A 16,314-nucleotide genomic window follows, 5' to 3' on the forward strand; every position below is an offset into this window, starting at 1 on the left:
TAGAATCCCAATTCGCGTATTTGAAATGTTGGATAATGCAAAACTCAGGGCCTGTCACGACGTCATTCGCGCGCAGTTGGTCCAAAAATCGTGCAGCCTGGATAACCAAACCCCCAGCGCCAGGGCAACCCGCTGCAGGGACCACCCCCAAAACGCACGGCCAGAAACATCGCCTCGGAGGTGATCGAATGAACCGAGCGGATTTGATCCGGCGTCATATCATAGCGTTCGGCATATTCATCAGCATGGCTTTCGCCGTGGGTTTTGACACAGGTGCGCAGCGCGTCATCGGCAGCGAGCCGGGCGTCAAAGCTGGCCTCGGCCTGCGATGCGCCGCCTGCGTTGTAATAGGCGCGATCGTGAGTAACGCAGCAGTACTCCCATGGCGGGTGTTCTTCATAAAGCAGACTGAACTTCGGAAAGGTCTCGGCAACCATACGCCAGCTGGAAGATAATCCGCCCGAACAGCCATCCGTTTCAAAGGGGGTCAGTTCAGCGCCTTCTATCGTGTCGGCCAACGCCCGGTGAGCGGGCATTTCCACGCTACGCATCAGGTCCTGCGCAGCTGCAGGCAGCGCGCAACAGGCCAGAATGAGGGTGAGTTCACGGGTTCGCATCGCGCATCTCGGCAGTATCGATAGACAATCCGAACGTCGTCGCCAACCATAGCATCAGACGCTCGCCCGGTCCCATCTCGGCACGAACACGCAGCACTTCGCGGGCCATGGCAGGACGATCGGTGATCAGCCCGTCGACCCCCATCGATGCCATGGCCGACATCTGTAGCGGGTCATTCACCGTCCAGACATAGATGTCCTTGCCCGCCTCATGGACCGAGCGGATCAGACCCGGAGACACCGTCGCCGCATTTACGGCCACAAAATCGCCCTCAAGCCCCGACAGATTGCCGATGGCGGTCGCGGCCAGAACGCCTGCCCGCCAATCGGGGCGCAGCGCTTTCATCTTCTGCACGGCCGGATATTTCAATGACATGGTGGCGATGTCATCCTGCATATCCAGCTCCTCGACAATCGTGGCAACTCGGTTTTCCAGGTCGACGTCATGGCCATAGTATTTCAGCTCGATGATGACCTTGGATTTGCCCTTCGCAGCTTCCAGAACATCCCGCAGCGTGGGCGTCCGTTCCGAAGCATATTCGGGGCCGAACCAGCTGCCGATATCGATCTCGGCTATATCCTCCATGGTTGCGTCCCAGACCTTGAGCGGCACACCCGCCAGTTTCATGAAATCACTGTCATGCGCGATGATGACCACACCATCCGCAGTCTCCTGAACGTCGATCTCAACCCAATCGGCGCCATCTTCGATAGCCTTCAACACAGCCGCCATGGTATTTTCCGGCCTTATCGCCGCCGCACCCCTATGACCAATGACATCCGCATGATCGGAGGCCTGAATGCGGACCAGCAACTCCTGCCCGGACCAGAGCCCGATCAGCAGGGCGATTGCCGCGCCACCGACCACAGCGTAAAGCGGCGCGCGCAGGTTGCCGGGTTCGGGATGAGGGACCTCTCGGCCTTGTGTGACGAAGAACCCATCCAGCAGAACCGCCAATGCTCCCAGAGCGACGGCTGCAAGCACAAGCCCAGCCAGCGACCAGAGGCCCGCTACGATCATACTGAGGATCAGCGCAAAGCGCAGGTTCGTGCTTTCCTGCAACGGCACCAGATCGAACAACAGTCCGGCCACAAAGGCAATCAGTGCGGCGATCACGAGACGCATCGCAAGCCAAAGGCCGAGCTCGATCTTGAGGCGACCGCGTTTTCCTTCCATTCGATCCGTGCTGGTGGAGAAGGCTTCGGCGGGTTTGCAGCCCTCAAATAATACAAGATGCAGCGACAGCGCCCAGGCCGAGAGCCTGCGGATCAGAACCCAAGCCAGACACAGCACCACAAATCCGATCAGCACCACTGCGACCCAGAATGAAGGCGGGTGGAAGGTGAGGTAATAGTTGATGTCGTATTCAGTCAGCATCCACCAGGCGATCAGGCCAGCCACGGCGACAAAAGGCAGCGCAAGTACCAGCACACGCAAAATGAACCGTGCGGCAAAGCCGAAAAGCGCAGGTAAACGCGTCAGGATCAACCGGATGGAAGCACTGCCCGCGCGCCAAGGGTCACGCTCACCCATCCGCAATGATCCGGCCATGACCGAGAAGACAAAGACCTCGGCCAGTAAGAACAGGCTGAGAACTACAACCGCAGCGATGAAGCCCGCTGGTGACAGCAGGAACATCGCAATGTCCTGATCCGTCAGCGCCGATTGATCAGACAATGAAACAGCAAGATTGACGGCGATGGCAACGCCCGGAGCGATCAGTGCAACCAGCAGCAACCGGACGGCGACATAAACAGGCACAAACACGCGCCGCCGCGCCCATGCGCCCCGGTAGGCAGTTGTAACGGCTGAGAAATTGGTCACGCGGTTGCCTCCTGAATGGTCTATCCATTCAAGGCTGCGTAAGTGTGAATTGCAAGAGTGGGCGTCAGCTTTCTTCCAGATCAGCCGCCAGCCGGAAACCAATGCGGTTGGCTGGTTTATCCTCGATCGATTTCGGCAAGGCACGTAGCATCACATTCAACTGGCTGACATGCTGGACGAGCTGCGTTTTGGCGCCGCCTCCGTCCGAGCCATAGAAGGTAATCACATCCGGATCGAAATAGCCCATGCCCTCGATCCGCATTACACCGGCATCACCACCGGTAAATCCCATGGCAACCTCGTGATCGCCATCCAGAGTCTTCTCGAAATTCTGAATATACATGATCAGCCGCTCATAGGCCCATTGAGCAGGGCTTTTGCTTTCGACCGGCTTTTGCAATGGCTTGGGCAAATCCTTGTTCCCCGATGCCGCTTCAGGGTTGGCGTGCACCTCATAGCACCGCGGCAACGCCGCAGATTCCGCTGCCTCGGCTGAGGTTTCGATCTTGTCCATTGCTCTACCCTTTGCGCTGATATTCCCAAGCTCCGTCCGCGCGCCGCGTCCGGGCGACAGCTCCAATGTGGTAGAGATGGTTCATATGTGCAACCGCCTCGACCAGCGCGAGACCGTATTCCCCGCCCCTGATCTGGCGCTTGAACAGCGGGGCAAAGCACTCGGCGGCGGTTTTGGGTTGATCGAGATCGTTCAGCAGACGCTCCAGCGCGCCGTGGTGGTTATCGATCAACTGCCGCATGCGGATCGGCAACCCGGTGAACGGCAGTTTGTGCCCGCCCAAAACCAAATGATCGGGCCGGGCCAGCGGTTGCAGGCGTTCGCAAGCCTCCAACCAGTCGGCCACCGGATCGGCCATCGGCTCGGTGGCATAGACGCCCAAGTTGGAACTGATCGAACTGAGGATCTGATCGCCGGTCAGCACCAGATTGTCCTCGCGGCTCCAGAAGGTGCAATGCTCGGGCGCATGGCCGTTGCCCATGTGAACATCCCAGTCGCGGCCACCCATGCGGATCACGTCGCCCTGTTTGACACGGGTAAATCCCAGCGGCATAGGGTACACGGCGTCGGCAAAGTTGAACGGACGCTCGGCCATCCGACCGGCCAGCACGTCCGGATCCATCCCCGCGCTGCGGTAATAATCCAACGTTTCCTTCGGCCAATTCTCTTGCACATCCAGCGTCAGCATACGCGCGAACAACCATGCGGTACGACTGGTGACCAGTTCCGCGCCATGCTCGGACTGGAACCAGCCCGCATTGCCGACATGGTCAGGATGGTGATGAGTCACGACAACGCGACGGACGGGTTTGCCAGCCAATGGCCCTTCCATCAGGGTCTGCCAGATTCCCCGTGTTTTCTTTGAAGAAAGCCCTGTGTCGACTATGGTCCAACCGTCGCCATCATCCAATGCATAGACATTCACATGATCCAGCGCCATCGGCAAAGGCAGCCTGATCCACAGAACTCCTTCTGCAACTTCGACCCATTCGCCAGGAGCGGGTGGTTCCTCCCACGGATATCGCATCACTTGCGGAGCCTCGCCATCCATCAAACCGCCAGTTCCTCTGGGCTGAGGGCATAGAGGTCATCCGCCCCGTTCTGCGCCTGCGCAAGCAAGCCCGTATGTTCAGGCAGCAGCACATTGATATAAAAACGTGCCAACTTGGCGCGCGGTCCATCGGGATCGGCCAGCGCCGCTGACAAATGGTAATGCCCGCCCAGAACCCGCGCGAACGCTTTTAGATACGAAGCCGCGCCAGCAAACCGGTTGTTCATATCCGATTGAGCAACGAGCCACTCCGTCGCTTCCCGCAGCGACTCGGAAGCTTCCCAAACAGGACCAGCAAGTTCAGGCATCGTGGCGCGCGCCTTCTCAGCTTGATCCTCGATCTCATCCAGAAGGTTCGAGGCCGCCTCACCCCCATCCATCATCTTGCGCGCTACGAGGTCCATGGCCTGAATACCATTGGTGCCCTCGTAGATCGCGGTCACACGGACATCGCGATAATATTGTGCAGCACCAGTTTCTTCGATGAAGCCCATGCCACCATGCACTTGAACGCCGGTCTCGGAAACGCGCATGCCGGTCTCGGTGCCAAAAGCCTTGCAGATCGGCGTCAGCAGCGCCGCACGTGCCGCCCAATCGGCCTCACCCGTGGCCTGCGCCATGTCGATTGCAGCTGCATTGGCCAGCATGATCGCCCGCGCCGCAAACACATCCGCGCGCATCGACATCAGCATCCGCCGCACATCCGCATGCTCGATGATCGTGCCCGAGGGCGTCTTGCCCTGCTTACGCTCCAACGCATAGGCCAACGCGTGTTGATAAGCGCCCTCGGCGACGCCCACACCTTCGCCACCAACGCCCAAACGCGCGTTGTTCATCATGGTGAACATCGCGGCCATCCCGCCATGTTCCTTGCCGACCAGCCAGCCTCTGGCCCCGTCATATTGCATCACGCAGGTCGGCGAGCCGTGCAGGCCCATCTTGTGTTCCAGCGAGACCACCTTGAGGTCATTGGCCACGCCGGGGTTGCCGTTCTCGTCGGGGATGTATTTCGGCACCAGAAACAGTGAAATCCCTTTGGTTCCCGGAACACCGTCTGGCAGGCGGGCCAGAACAAGATGGCAGACATTCTCGGCAAAGTCGTTGTCGCCCCAAGAGATATAGATCTTCTGCCCGGTCACCGAATAGGTGCCGTCGCCATTGTCTTCGGCTTTCGAGGTCAGCGCGCCCACATCCGATCCGGCCTGCGGTTCGGTCAGGTTCATGGTGCCTGACCATTCACCCGCCATCATCTTGGGCAGATAGAGCGCTTTCAGCTCATCACTCGCGTGATGCTCCAACGCTTCGATCTGGCCTTGGGTCATCAAGGGGGCCAATTGCAGCGACAGGCAAGCAGCGCTCATCATCTCATTCACGGCAGTGGTCATGGTCATGGGCAGACCCATACCGCCATATTCGGGATCGCCGCTCATCCCGATCCAGCCGCCTTCGGCAATCGCCCTCCAGCCCTCGGCATAGCCCGGAGAGGTCCGCAGCACGCCGTTCTCCAGCCGCGCGGGTTCCAGATCTCCGGGGCGCTGAAGCGGGGACATGATTTCTTCGCACATCTTCCCGGCTTCGGTCAGAATGGCGCTGACCACATCCTTGCTGGCTTCCGAGAACTTTTCGGTCGCGGCGATCTGGTCAAAGCCGATCACGTTGCGGAACAGGAATTCATAGTCTGAGATCGGGGCGCGATAGGGCATGGTTTCCCTCTGGTTCTGGCAAGTTGTCAGCGTGGGGTTGGAATCCCGGCCCCACGCCGGTATTCATCTGGGCTGGCACGATTACCTACCGTTACCTGAACTGCAAGCAACCAAAACGCGGCGTCACGATCCATGACCCTTCTCGGTACTCAAGACTTACCAGCAAACGCCGACGGGCTCGCCAAGGCCTCTGACCTGTTGCGGCAGGGGCTGCTGGTCGCTTTCCCGACCGAGACCGTCTATGGACTGGGTGGCGATGCACGGAACGGCGAGGCTGTGGCCGCGATCTATGAGGCCAAGGGGCGACCCAGTTTTAACCCACTGATCGCCCATGTCGCCTCAACCGAGACCGCGAAACGCTTCGTCGAATGGACCGATCAGGCTGATTTGTTGGCTGATGCCTTCTGGCCCGGACCGTTAACTCTGGTTCTTCCTCTGCGCCCCGATCACGGGATTTCGTCGCTGGTCACAGCTGGCTTGGATACTCTGGCCGTTCGTGTGCCTGCGCATCCCACAGCGCAGGCTTTACTGGCCGCTTTTGACGGTCCTGTGGCGGCCCCATCGGCCAACCCCTCTGGTCAGATCAGCCCAACGACGGCGGCCCATGTCCGAGCGGGGCTGGAGGGACGCATAGCCGCAGTTCTGGACGATGGGCCGTGCGGTGTCGGGCTTGAGTCCACTATTGTGGGTCTGGCCGGCACCCCTGCCCTGTTGCGTCCAGGTGGTGTCGCATTGGAACAAATCGAAGAGGTTCTAAAGGCAGAACTGCATCACCACCAACCCGGCGATCTGCTTACCGCGCCGGGGCAGTTGCAATCCCACTACGCGCCGGACGCGCCGGTGCGGCTGAACGCCCGGTCACGGCAGGGGGACGAGGTGTTGCTGGGTTTTGGCCCCGTTGATTGTGATCTGAACCTCTCCAGCACCTGCAACCTGCCCGAGGCCGCCGCCAACCTGTTTGCCGCCCTTCACAAACTTAACGATACCGGTCGGCCAATCGCCGTATCACCAATTCCCCATCACGGATTAGGTGCGGCCATCAACGACCGTCTACGCCGCGCAGCAGCCCCTCGCGATTAGGCGCGGCCTGCACTGGCTGATAGGGTCAGCGGATCAACACCAAGCGTAGCCAAAGCCGCCTCCCATTTCTCGTCATCAGGGACATCAAAGACCAGTTTCGACGACGCATCAGTCGTTAACCAACCATTCATCGCGATCTCATCTTCCAACTGACCCGGCCCCCAGCCGGAATAACCTAAAGTCAGCATCGAATTCAGCGGCCCCTTGCCCGAGGCCAGATCCTCGAGCACATCCAGCGTTGCGGTCATGCTGAAATCTTCGGAAATCTGCATTGAATGCAGATTCGCCTCGTAATCTGCGCTATGCAGGACAAAGCCACGCGACATCTCGACCGGGCCGCCAAACTGCACCAGCCGTTCGCCAATTACGGGTATCCGACACGGGATGTTGAGCTGTTCCAGCAAGGTCTTGATCCGCAAGTCCGAAGGCTTATTCACGATCAATCCCATCGCGCCGTCATCACCATGGCTGCAGATATAGACGACCGAATGCTCGAATCGCGGGTCGCCCATTCCGGGCATCGCAATCAACAGTTTTCCCGTAAGGTCCATCAGCAGATATCTCTTGCGCCATAGGATATCCCTAGAATGACCCTGTGAACCGGGGAATGGCAAGGGATCAGCCGGGATTTCCGTGCATTTCACAGAAGTGACCGGAACGTGACTTGGCAATCCCGACCGGAATGCGCATGTTCTGCATATGAAAGCGCTTTGCAAATCTGCTGCAGCCGTGTTGGCCGTCAGCCTTTGTTTTGGTGCCCCCGCCACTGCGCAGGGGGTTGATAATCTGGTTCAGATTGAGGTGTTGGACGGCGGCAAAACCGCCGAAGGTACCTATCAGGGGGCCTTGCGTCTAAAGCTCAAAGACGGGTGGAAGACCTATTGGCGCGCACCCGGCGATGCGGGCATTCCTCCACAGTTTGATTGGAAAGGCTCTCGCAATATTGCAGACATAGCCTTCACATGGCCCGCGCCGCATGTGTTTGATCAGAACGGGCTGCGCTCGGTCGGTTATGAGGATCAACTTGTACTGCCCGTCGAAATCACGCCTAAGAACCCTGCCAAACCCGTGCGTTTGCGCGGCGAGATGGACTTGGGCGTGTGTAAGGATGTCTGCGTGCCGGGTCGGTTGGAATTCGATCACACAATGGATGCCGACGCTACACGCAATCCGGCCATCGCCGCAGCCCTCGCCCAGCGCCCGTTTTCCGAACGCGAAGCAGGCGTGGCGGATGCGACGTGCCAATTGACTCCCACTGCAGACGGAATGCGGATCGAGGCGCGTATCACCATGCCTTCAGCGGGCGGGTCCGAATTCGCCGTCATTGAACCAGGAAACCCGGCACTCTGGGCATCGCAGCCCGATACACGCCGTCAGGGCAACACCCTGATCGCAAGCTCGGAGATTATCGGTGCCTCCGGCGGGCCATTTGCGCTGGATCGGTCCGAAGTGCGCATCACGGTTCTGGGGGCAAACCACGCTGTCGATATCCAAGGATGCAGCGCAGGCTGACCGGATGAGCCAGAACCCAAAGATCGGTGCCTTGGCTGTCGTGCTGCACGATGGCCAGGTACTTTTGGTGCAACGCAGCAAGCAACCCGATCAGGGGTTGTGGGGCTTTCCAGGCGGCCATGTGGAATGGGGTGAAACGGTTCTGGACGCCGCCACCCGCGAGCTGCGGGAAGAGACCGGTGTGATTGCTGAGCCTTTGGTCTATCTCGACAATCTCGACCTTTTGCTGCGCGATGATAGCGGGCAGACCCGGGCGCACTACCTGCTGGTCGGAGTTGCGTGTCGCTATGTAACCGGCACGCCTGTCGCCGCAGACGACGCGCAGGACGCTCAGTGGTTTCCGGTGGACCAGATCACCAGCGGCGACCTGCCAATGAGCGACCGCGTTCCCGATCTTTTGCGGCGTGCTTTAGAGATGGACTAAGCCTCGACCCGATCCGACAAGCGTGCATAAAGCACGCTGGACAGCACGACACCTACCAGCAGGATCACGGTTGCACCCGCTACGAAAACGCCAAAGCCCATTTGCAGCACACTTGGACCTTCGGCGGCGGGGTAGAGACCCGAGAGCAGCGCCAACGGCGCACCTGTCACTACGGGCCAGATCATCGAGGCCCCCAGCCAGATCGCCAACGCTGCGCCCGTTGCGCGCACGGCATTGCGCACCACCCTGTCCGGCGCGCGCAAGGCCCGTCTCATCGATGTCATCGGGCGTGAGATGTCGTTCAGGATGGCCAGCAACGCAGGCACCAGCAGCAGGATCAGGGCCATGCCAAAGCCCAGCCCATAGACCAGTGTGATCACGGTCGGTTTCAAAAACTGCGCCTGCTGCGAGCTTTCGTACATCAAGGGCGTCAGCCCCAGTACCGTGGTCAGCGTGGTCAGCATCACAGGCCGCAAACGATCTGCCGTACCTTCTACGATTGACGGCACCAACCCGCGCTCTTTCCGGTATCCGTCGATTGTGGTCACCAGAACAATCGAGTCGTTGATGATGATCCCGGTCATGCCCAACAGGCCGACGACGGTGAACATGCTTAACGGCACGCCCCACAGGTAATGCCCCCAGATCGCGCCCACGAGGCCAAAGGGAATGATCGCCATGACCACCAAGGGCCTTGTCCAACTGGCAAAGACCCAAGCCAATACCAGATAAATTCCGGTCAGACACAGGATCAGGCCTGTGCGGGCCTCGGACAGGAATTCATCCTCCTGCTCACTCAGGCCAGCCATGCGCCATTCGACCTGCCGTTCGGCGGCGATGTTTGGCAATATCTCTTCGCGCATGGCGCGGGCGATTTCGGCAGCCTGCGCCGGGTCGTCCTCGGAAATATCACCATTCACCGAGATGACCCGCAGACCATTTTCGCGCCGGACGGTCGAGAAACCCGATTTACGCTCGACCGAGACGATATCGGCGAGCGGGACATAAACGCCATCCGGAGTCCGCATCAATGTGCGTTCGAGGAAATCAGCAGTCAGTTCGCCCTCGGGCAGTTCGATCCGAATCTCGGTGCTACGCGGACCATCCGGGAAGGTCGCGGCCTCAATCCCGTTCAGCCGGTTTCGCAACACGCGGCCCAGTGTTTCGATGCGGAAACCCAGCGCCTGACCCTGCGCGGTGAGGTCCAGAATGAACTCTTCCTTGTCATAGGCGAGGTTATCCTCGAGCGCCGAAACTTCCGGGTATTTCGCGAGTTCCGCCTGGAGGTCCTCGGATGCAGATTTCAACGTGTTCACATCCGCACCGTAGAACTGCACGTCAATCGCGTCGCCACCGGGCCCTGAACGCCAACCACGGAAGCTAAGCAGCTCGACCTTCGGGTGGCGCGGCACGAAATCCTGCAGCTCGCCCACAAATTCAAAGCTGGAATAGGGGCGCAAGTCGGCATCAATCAGCTCGATCGAGATGCCGCCCAGTAGATCGTCATCCTTGCCATCCGCCGCGCGCAGCCCCCATCCGGCCGAACCGCCAACCTCGGCTAGAACGTATTCGATTGGATTGCGGCCATGGCGTTCTTCGTAAACCTGACCCAGTTCTTCCGTGGCTTTCTGGACCATGCGCATCATTTCCAGCGTCTCAGCGCGCGTCGCCCCTTCGACCATGATGAAATTGCCAGTGACCGAGCCGCGTTCCGGTGCGTTGAAGAACCGCCAATTCACATCGCCCCGAATGAACAGAGCAATCTGGCTGGCCAGTATCACCACCATCAGTGCAACAACCACATACCGTGCCCAGACCACCCAAGCGACCAGCGGGCGGAACAGGTGGTCGCGCACCCAGCGGAAGCCCTTGTTCACAACCCGGTTGGGCCAGTCATACCAATGCTCCTTAGCCGAATGCGCGATGGCATGGGCCATATGGTTCGGCAGGATCAGGAAGCATTCGATCAGTGAGGCAATCAGGACAGCGATAACGGTGAACGGGATGTCTCGGATCAGCTCTCCGAAGCGGCCACCGATGGCGGTGAGACCAAAGAAGGCGATGACCGTGGTCACTGTTGCAGCAAACACCGGCATCGCCATACGGCGGGCAGCGCGTTCTGCAGCTACGATTGGCGCTTCGCCCAAACGGCGGGCACGGAAATCGGCGTGCTCTCCCACGACGATGGCGTCATCAACCACGATGCCCAAGGTAATAATCAAACCGAACAGAGACACCATGTTCAGCGACAACCCGCCCAGATACATCAGCGCAATCGCCGCAGACATTGCCACCGGAATACCGGCAGCCACCCAGAAAGCGATGCGGGCGTTCAGAAACAGGAAGAGTAGACAAACCACCAGCCCAAGCCCGACCAGCCCATTGTCGACCAGAATATCCAGTCGGTCGGTGATCGCTTGTGCGCGGGTGCGGATCAGCTCAACCGTGATACCTTCGGGCAGGCTGGCCTGCATCTCGGCCACGACGTCCTCGACATCGCGCTGAATTCCGATGGCATCGCCCAAATTGGACCGGTCGACGCGGATCGACATCGCCGGATTGTCACCGACGAAATAGCTGCGGTTGCGCGTGACCCCTTCGACCCGAATTTCAGCCACATCGCCCACAACCAGCTTTGAGCCATCGGCAAAGTTGCGCAGGGCGATGCCTTCGATCTCTTCCGGGGTGCGTTTCTCAACACCTGTCCGAATACGCGCATTGGCACCTGTGACATCGCCCGCGGGGTTCGCGGTGACTTCTGCCGCAATGGCCTCGGCAATATCCGAAAGCGAGATATCATTGGCGATCAACTGTGCGGTGGGGACTTCGACCACCACGCGCGGCGCGGCCAGTCCCCGGATCGTTGTCCGCGTGACACCAACCGCAAACAGGCGGCTTATCAATTCATCGGTGAATTTGGCCAGTTGTTCAGCTTCGATGGGCCCTGTTATGACCACATCCGTGACACGATCCCGCCAAGCGCCGCGCCTGATGGTTGGTTCCTCGGCGTCTTCGGGCAGGTTGGTGACGCTATCGACGGCGGTCCGGACCTCCTCAACCGCGCGAGACATGTCCCAGTTCGGCTCAAACTCCAGCCTGACCTGCGCCGTTCCCTCCCGAGAAGTTGATTCCGTGCTGGCAACGCCCTCAACCGCCAAAAGCGCAGGTTCCAGCAATTGGATGATGCCATTGTCGACATCCTCGGGGCCTGCGCCGTCCCATTGAACGTTCACATCGACGCGTTCGAGAATCACATCAGGAAAGAACTGCGCCCGCATGTTGGGGATCGCGGCGGCCCCCAGCACCAGCATGATCAGCAGCAACAGATTGGCCGCAGTCCGGTGCCGGGTGAAATAGCTGAGGATACCGCCCGCCGCGTTGGGAATGTCGCGGATCATGGCGCTTAGCCCCCAGCCCGGTTGTCATCAAGACGGCGTATTAGGGTGGCGGGCACTTTGGCCTCGCTCAACTGGCCCAATACTTGGGCTTTGTCTTGTTGTGACATCGCATCACTGGCCTCGACCTGGGCCACAAGTTGAGCGCGCTTTTCGTCCGAAAGCTCGACCATGCCCGGATCAGTTTCAGCGTTCGCCTCAATCCGTAGGGGCCGCACACGTACACCCGAACCCAGCAGAGGCGTCCGGCCAATCACAACCTCGCGGCCTTCCAGGCCTTCACCACGCAAAAGCACCTCGTCGCCCTGACGACGGATCAATTGCACAGCCAACGATTCCAGCCGGTCATCGGGGCCGAGAACAAGCACGTTGCCCGTGGCGTCCAGAACCGAGGATGGCAGACGGACCACATTATCGAGCGGCTGTTCTTCAATCGAAACGGTGACAAAATCCCCCGGCTTGAATCCCGGCGCGTCGTCGAGACGCGCATAGATGAGACGCCCGGTTTGCCCTTCACCCGCCGCGCCGCTATCGCGACTGATCCGGCCGGTGGCAGTGAGATCGGTCCCAGTGACCTCAAGCGATACAGTCACCGGGGCCGAGATCAGATCACCCTGCGCGTTCAGCAACCGCACGAATTGCGCGGTGGAAACCCGAAACGCGACCTCAAGCGCATTGGGGTCGACGAGTTCGGCCAGCTTTTCGTTGGCCGCGACCAAGCGGCCTTCAACCAAAGTGACCTCGGTCAGCGTCCCATCAAACCCGGCATGGATCGTCATATCCTCCAGGTCACGCTCGGCCCCTTCCAACGCGATACGAGCCCGCGCAAACAGGGTTGTTGCCTGATCCACACGGGATTCGGCCTGCGCCAGAGCGATCCTGCGCGCGAGAACTGCCTGATGAGCCGATGTTGCGGCCAGTTCCGCTTCTTCGACGCTTGCAGCAGCCCCGACACCTCGCGTCTGCAGGTCCTGCTGGCGCTGCAATGCCCGGTCACGCAGTTCGGCCTGTGCCTCGGCTGATTTCAACTCATCCTGCGCCAACAGCAGCGAGCGTTCGGCGTCGCGCTCTTCAAACTGGGCATCCAGAAGATCGGATTTGGCACGGTCCAGAGCTGATTGCATATCGGCTGGGTCCAGTTCGACCAGCAATTCTCCCGCCGTTACGGTACCGCCATCTTCAAAATCTTCGGCCAGTGATACAACGCGCCCACCCAAGGCCGCGCGCAGCTCTAACCGGCGGCGGCTTTGAATCTGGCCAAACGCTTCCAGATAAGGAGTGACGGTTTCCGGCTCGGCGGTTCGTACGGTAACGGCGAATATGCGTTCCCGCGCCTCAGGTGCCTGATTGTCCCGCGTCAGCACATCCTGCACCGCGCCCGAGATCATCTGTGCGGCAACGATCAGCAGGCCCAGCGTCAGAAACGCCAGGAACACCCCAACAAGGCTTTGCCGCAGAAATCGCATCGGTCACTCACCTTTGGTCGCACATGCTGCCTTCCGCAAAGGTAGCCGGGTCGCAAAAAATGCCAAGCCACAAAGCGGTTATGATCCGTTAAACGCAGAACCAGTCTACTTCCGTCGCAGGTGTTCGTCCAATCTGGGCATTATTTCAACGAAATTACAGGGCCGGTGGCGATAATCGAACTGTTTCTCCAGAATCGCATCCCAAGCGTCTTTGCAGGCACCCGGGCTGCCCGGCAACGCAAACAGATAGGTTCCGCCTGCAACTCCGCCTGTGGCGCGGGACTGCACGGCAGAAGTACCTATCTTTTCCATGGACACGATGGTGAAAACGGTGCCAAACGCTTCGATCTCTTTTTCATAAACGTCCCGGTGCGCCTCGACTGTAACATCGCGACCCGTCAGACCTGTGCCGCCGGTCGAGATCACGACGTCGATTTCAGGATCCGCAATCCAACTGCGCAATTGCTCGGCAATCTGGGCGCGTTCGTCCTGAATGATCTTGCGGTCCGCCACTGAATGTCCAGCCGTTTCGATCCGGTCGACAAGCGTCTGGCCCGAGCGGTCGTCGTCCAGTGAGCGTGTATCCGACACGGTCAGAACCGCAATACGGACGGGGATGAACTCAATGCTTTCGTCAATGCGCGACATATGTCGTCAAGCCCTTTCCATAATGGCAAGCCGGATGGCAAGAGCCGCGAATATCCCGCCCGTGACCCATCCAATGATACGTGAAGCGCGTGGGTTTGAGATCAAAATGCGCCCTGCTCCGCCCGCAAAGATACCGACCATCCCATTCACTAGAATGCTGCCCAAGGTGATAATTGCACCAAAGGTTAGGAATTGCAGCAGAACCGGGCCGTTTGCTGGGTCCACGAACTGAGGGATAAAGGCCAAAACAAACAGAATGACCTTGGGATTGGTCAGGTTCACCAGCAACCCCTCGCGAAACGCGAAATGAGCAGGCTTGATTGCTGCATCGTCCGACACTGCCCCTTTCCGGATTGCGCCCCATGCAAGAACCAACAGATAAGCAACGCCCATCCACCGGATAACGTCAAACAGCCAAGGCACGGCTGATACCAACGCCCCAAGTCCAAGCCCCGCCAGCAAAACTTGCACCATCAGACCCGTCGAAACACCGAGGCTGGCCATCATCGCTGGGCGTGACCCAGACCGTAACCCTTGCCCGAAACAGAACATCATGTCAGCGCCGGGTGTGAAATTCAGCACCAGTGCGGCTGGGATGAAGGCCATCAATGTCACTGTCTCGATCACGTTGTTACCTCGAACCAATGTGGTTTTGGGCCCAGATTGGCGATCTGAGACCGCCCGAGCATGCCGCGGTATCCCCAACTGTCGTGGATATGACCGCAAAAGACAAAATCGGGCTGGATGCGTTCAACCGCGTCCCGAACTGCGGTCGAGCCGACCGACACATCTTGTGATGTCACATCCCCATATCCTTTTGGCGGAGAGTGCGCGATCAGAACATCCGCAGCCTCGCACCGGTCCAGCAGTTCCGATGCTTCAGCTTCAGTAAGATCGCAGGACCAGTCTCCAAAAGGCGTCACCGGCACGCCGTAGCCCAGCCCGAACAGGCGCAGACCATCCAATGTCATGCCCGTCCCGTGCAGAACATGCGCGCCTTCGGGCGCAGCGGCTGTCAGTTCCTCGGCGCTCTCAGCGTTGCCCGGCACCAGGATCAGCGGCGCTGCAATGCCCGACAGCATCTGCATCGCTTCTTTCAGGCCCCGCCGCGCATTGCAAAAATCCCCCGCTCCGATGACAAGATCAGCCTCGGCGCTGGCGACCACCAGATCAGCGGCCCGGTTGCGCGCCATATGAAGATCGGAAAACGCCAGAACTCTCATCCCGCGCCTCTCAGCCGTGCTTGCAGGTCCAGCAGATCGGCCCAGGCCTGTCGCTTCATCTGCGGTTGACGCAGCAGGTAGGCCGGGTGGAACATCGGGATGACCGGCAGGTTCAGCGCCTGATCCCATTTCCCGCGCAGCCGCGTGATACCGCGTTTGCCCAGCAAGGCCTGACAGCTAATATTGCCCATCACCACCAGCACCTCGGGCTTGGCCAACGCCACATGCCGCTCCAGAAACGGCTTCATCATGCCAATCTCTTCCGGCTTGGGATCGCGATTCTGCGGGGGCCGCCACGGCAACACGTTGGTAATGTAGACATTCTCGCGCCGATCCAGATCAATCGCGGCCAGCATCCGGTCCAGCAATTGCCCAGCGCGCCCGACAAAGGGCTTACCTTCGCGATCCTCATCACGGCCGGGCGCTTCGCCGATGATCATTACCCGTGCACCGGGGGTGCCATCGGCAAACACCAACTGCCGCGCGCCGCGTTTGAGGTCGCAAAGATCAAACGCCTCCATCGCCGCACGCAAATCGACGAGCGATCCAGCGGTTTTCGCCGCCTGTTTTGCAACAGCTGCGGCATCGACCGGTTCTGGTTTTTTCGCAGGTTCAACCGCAGCTGGTTTCTTAGCCTTGGCCGCTTTGTCCGGCAACGCATAGCGATCCACCGGCGCGTCGCCGATCGCCTCGGTTGCGCCCAGCTCGATCTGCCATTCCAGCAGCGCCCGCGCGGTATGATGGTCCAAATCCGATTCCATAACCCTCAATCTAACCAGCTTTTGACCGAGGGAAAGCGAATAGACCTTGCCATGGCACAGGGTCGCACCGACCATGGCAGGGTCATGCTGTCATT

Annotated in this window: 15 protein-coding genes; 3 read left to right on the forward strand and 12 right to left on the reverse strand. The window is 59.6% G+C overall.

Going from position 1 to position 16,314, the window contains the following annotated elements:
* Positions 1–62: 62 nt before the first annotated feature.
* The 5 genes from ACR0MJ_RS16480 to ACR0MJ_RS16500 form a co-directional block, all read right to left on the reverse strand.
* Positions 63–617, reverse strand: a complete 555-nt coding sequence (locus ACR0MJ_RS16480; RefSeq protein ID WP_170423670.1) for a hypothetical protein — start codon at positions 615–617, stop codon at positions 63–65.
* Positions 604–2,442, reverse strand: a complete 1,839-nt coding sequence (locus tag ACR0MJ_RS16485; RefSeq protein ID WP_480761778.1) for a glycerophosphodiester phosphodiesterase family protein — start codon at positions 2,440–2,442, stop codon at positions 604–606. The genes ACR0MJ_RS16480 and ACR0MJ_RS16485 overlap by 14 nt, the downstream gene beginning before the upstream one ends.
* A 64-nt stretch (positions 2,443–2,506) precedes the next feature.
* The gene (locus ACR0MJ_RS16490; protein WP_170395701.1) at positions 2,507–2,956 is read right to left on the reverse strand and encodes a DUF6173 family protein; all 450 of its coding nucleotides are present in this window, start codon (positions 2,954–2,956) and stop codon (positions 2,507–2,509) included.
* 4 nt (positions 2,957–2,960) lie between these two features.
* Positions 2,961–4,007: an MBL fold metallo-hydrolase gene (locus ACR0MJ_RS16495; RefSeq protein WP_480761779.1), complete on the reverse strand. Its 1,047-nt coding sequence runs from the start codon at positions 4,005–4,007 to the stop codon at positions 2,961–2,963.
* Complete coding sequence (locus ACR0MJ_RS16500; RefSeq protein WP_480761780.1) at positions 4,007–5,710, reverse strand: acyl-CoA dehydrogenase family protein; 1,704 nt, start codon at positions 5,708–5,710, stop codon at positions 4,007–4,009. Before ACR0MJ_RS16500 ends, ACR0MJ_RS16495 begins: the two co-directional genes overlap by 1 nt.
* 132 nt (positions 5,711–5,842) lie before the next feature.
* Here ACR0MJ_RS16500 and ACR0MJ_RS16505 point away from each other — a divergent pair, with 132 nt between their 5' ends.
* Positions 5,843–6,790 carry an L-threonylcarbamoyladenylate synthase gene (locus tag ACR0MJ_RS16505; RefSeq protein ID WP_480761783.1) on the forward strand — a complete coding sequence of 316 codons (948 nt, stop codon included), beginning with the start codon at positions 5,843–5,845 and terminating at the stop codon, positions 6,788–6,790.
* Here ACR0MJ_RS16505 and ACR0MJ_RS16510 read toward each other — a convergent pair.
* The gene (locus tag ACR0MJ_RS16510; RefSeq protein WP_170395693.1) at positions 6,787–7,341 is read right to left on the reverse strand and encodes a YqgE/AlgH family protein; all 555 of its coding nucleotides are present in this window, start codon (positions 7,339–7,341) and stop codon (positions 6,787–6,789) included. The two genes, ACR0MJ_RS16505 and ACR0MJ_RS16510, sit on opposite strands and share 4 nt — an antisense overlap.
* 148 nt (positions 7,342–7,489) lie before the next feature.
* On the opposite strand from ACR0MJ_RS16510, the gene ACR0MJ_RS16515 reads away from it, so the two are divergent.
* Complete coding sequence (locus ACR0MJ_RS16515) at positions 7,490–8,302, forward strand: protein-disulfide reductase DsbD domain-containing protein (RefSeq protein ID WP_480761784.1); 813 nt, start codon at positions 7,490–7,492, stop codon at positions 8,300–8,302.
* 4 nt (positions 8,303–8,306) lie between these two features.
* Positions 8,307–8,726 (forward strand): NUDIX hydrolase, encoded by a 420-nt coding sequence (locus ACR0MJ_RS16520; RefSeq protein ID WP_480761786.1) that lies wholly within the window; start codon positions 8,307–8,309, stop codon positions 8,724–8,726.
* On the opposite strand, the gene ACR0MJ_RS16525 is transcribed toward ACR0MJ_RS16520, so the two are convergent.
* From ACR0MJ_RS16525 to ACR0MJ_RS16550, 6 genes are all read right to left on the reverse strand, one after another.
* A complete protein-coding gene (locus ACR0MJ_RS16525; RefSeq protein ID WP_480761787.1) occupies positions 8,723–12,124 on the reverse strand; it encodes an efflux RND transporter permease subunit in 3,402 nt (1,133 codons plus the stop codon). The genes ACR0MJ_RS16520 and ACR0MJ_RS16525 overlap by 4 nt on opposite strands.
* Before the next feature lie 5 nt (positions 12,125–12,129).
* Entirely contained in the window at positions 12,130–13,587 is a 1,458-nt protein-coding gene (locus ACR0MJ_RS16530; RefSeq protein WP_480761789.1) for an efflux RND transporter periplasmic adaptor subunit, read from the reverse strand.
* A gap of 105 nt (positions 13,588–13,692) precedes the next feature.
* On the reverse strand, positions 13,693–14,235 hold the full coding sequence (gene moaB, locus ACR0MJ_RS16535; RefSeq protein WP_170408382.1) for a molybdenum cofactor biosynthesis protein B: 543 nt from the start codon (positions 14,233–14,235) through the stop codon (positions 13,693–13,695).
* Positions 14,236–14,241: 6 nt separating this feature from the next.
* A complete protein-coding gene (locus ACR0MJ_RS16540) occupies positions 14,242–14,862 on the reverse strand; it encodes a LysE family translocator (protein ID WP_170664006.1) in 621 nt (206 codons plus the stop codon).
* Complete coding sequence (locus ACR0MJ_RS16545) at positions 14,859–15,458, reverse strand: metallophosphoesterase family protein (protein ID WP_170395679.1); 600 nt, start codon at positions 15,456–15,458, stop codon at positions 14,859–14,861. Before ACR0MJ_RS16545 ends, ACR0MJ_RS16540 begins: the two co-directional genes overlap by 4 nt.
* Positions 15,455–16,219 carry a uracil-DNA glycosylase gene (locus ACR0MJ_RS16550; RefSeq protein WP_480761865.1) on the reverse strand — a complete coding sequence of 255 codons (765 nt, stop codon included), beginning with the start codon at positions 16,217–16,219 and terminating at the stop codon, positions 15,455–15,457. The genes ACR0MJ_RS16545 and ACR0MJ_RS16550 overlap by 4 nt, the downstream gene beginning before the upstream one ends.
* Between the last annotated feature and the right edge of the window lie 95 nt (positions 16,220–16,314).

The organism is Ruegeria sp. C6 (genome assembly GCF_056537625.1).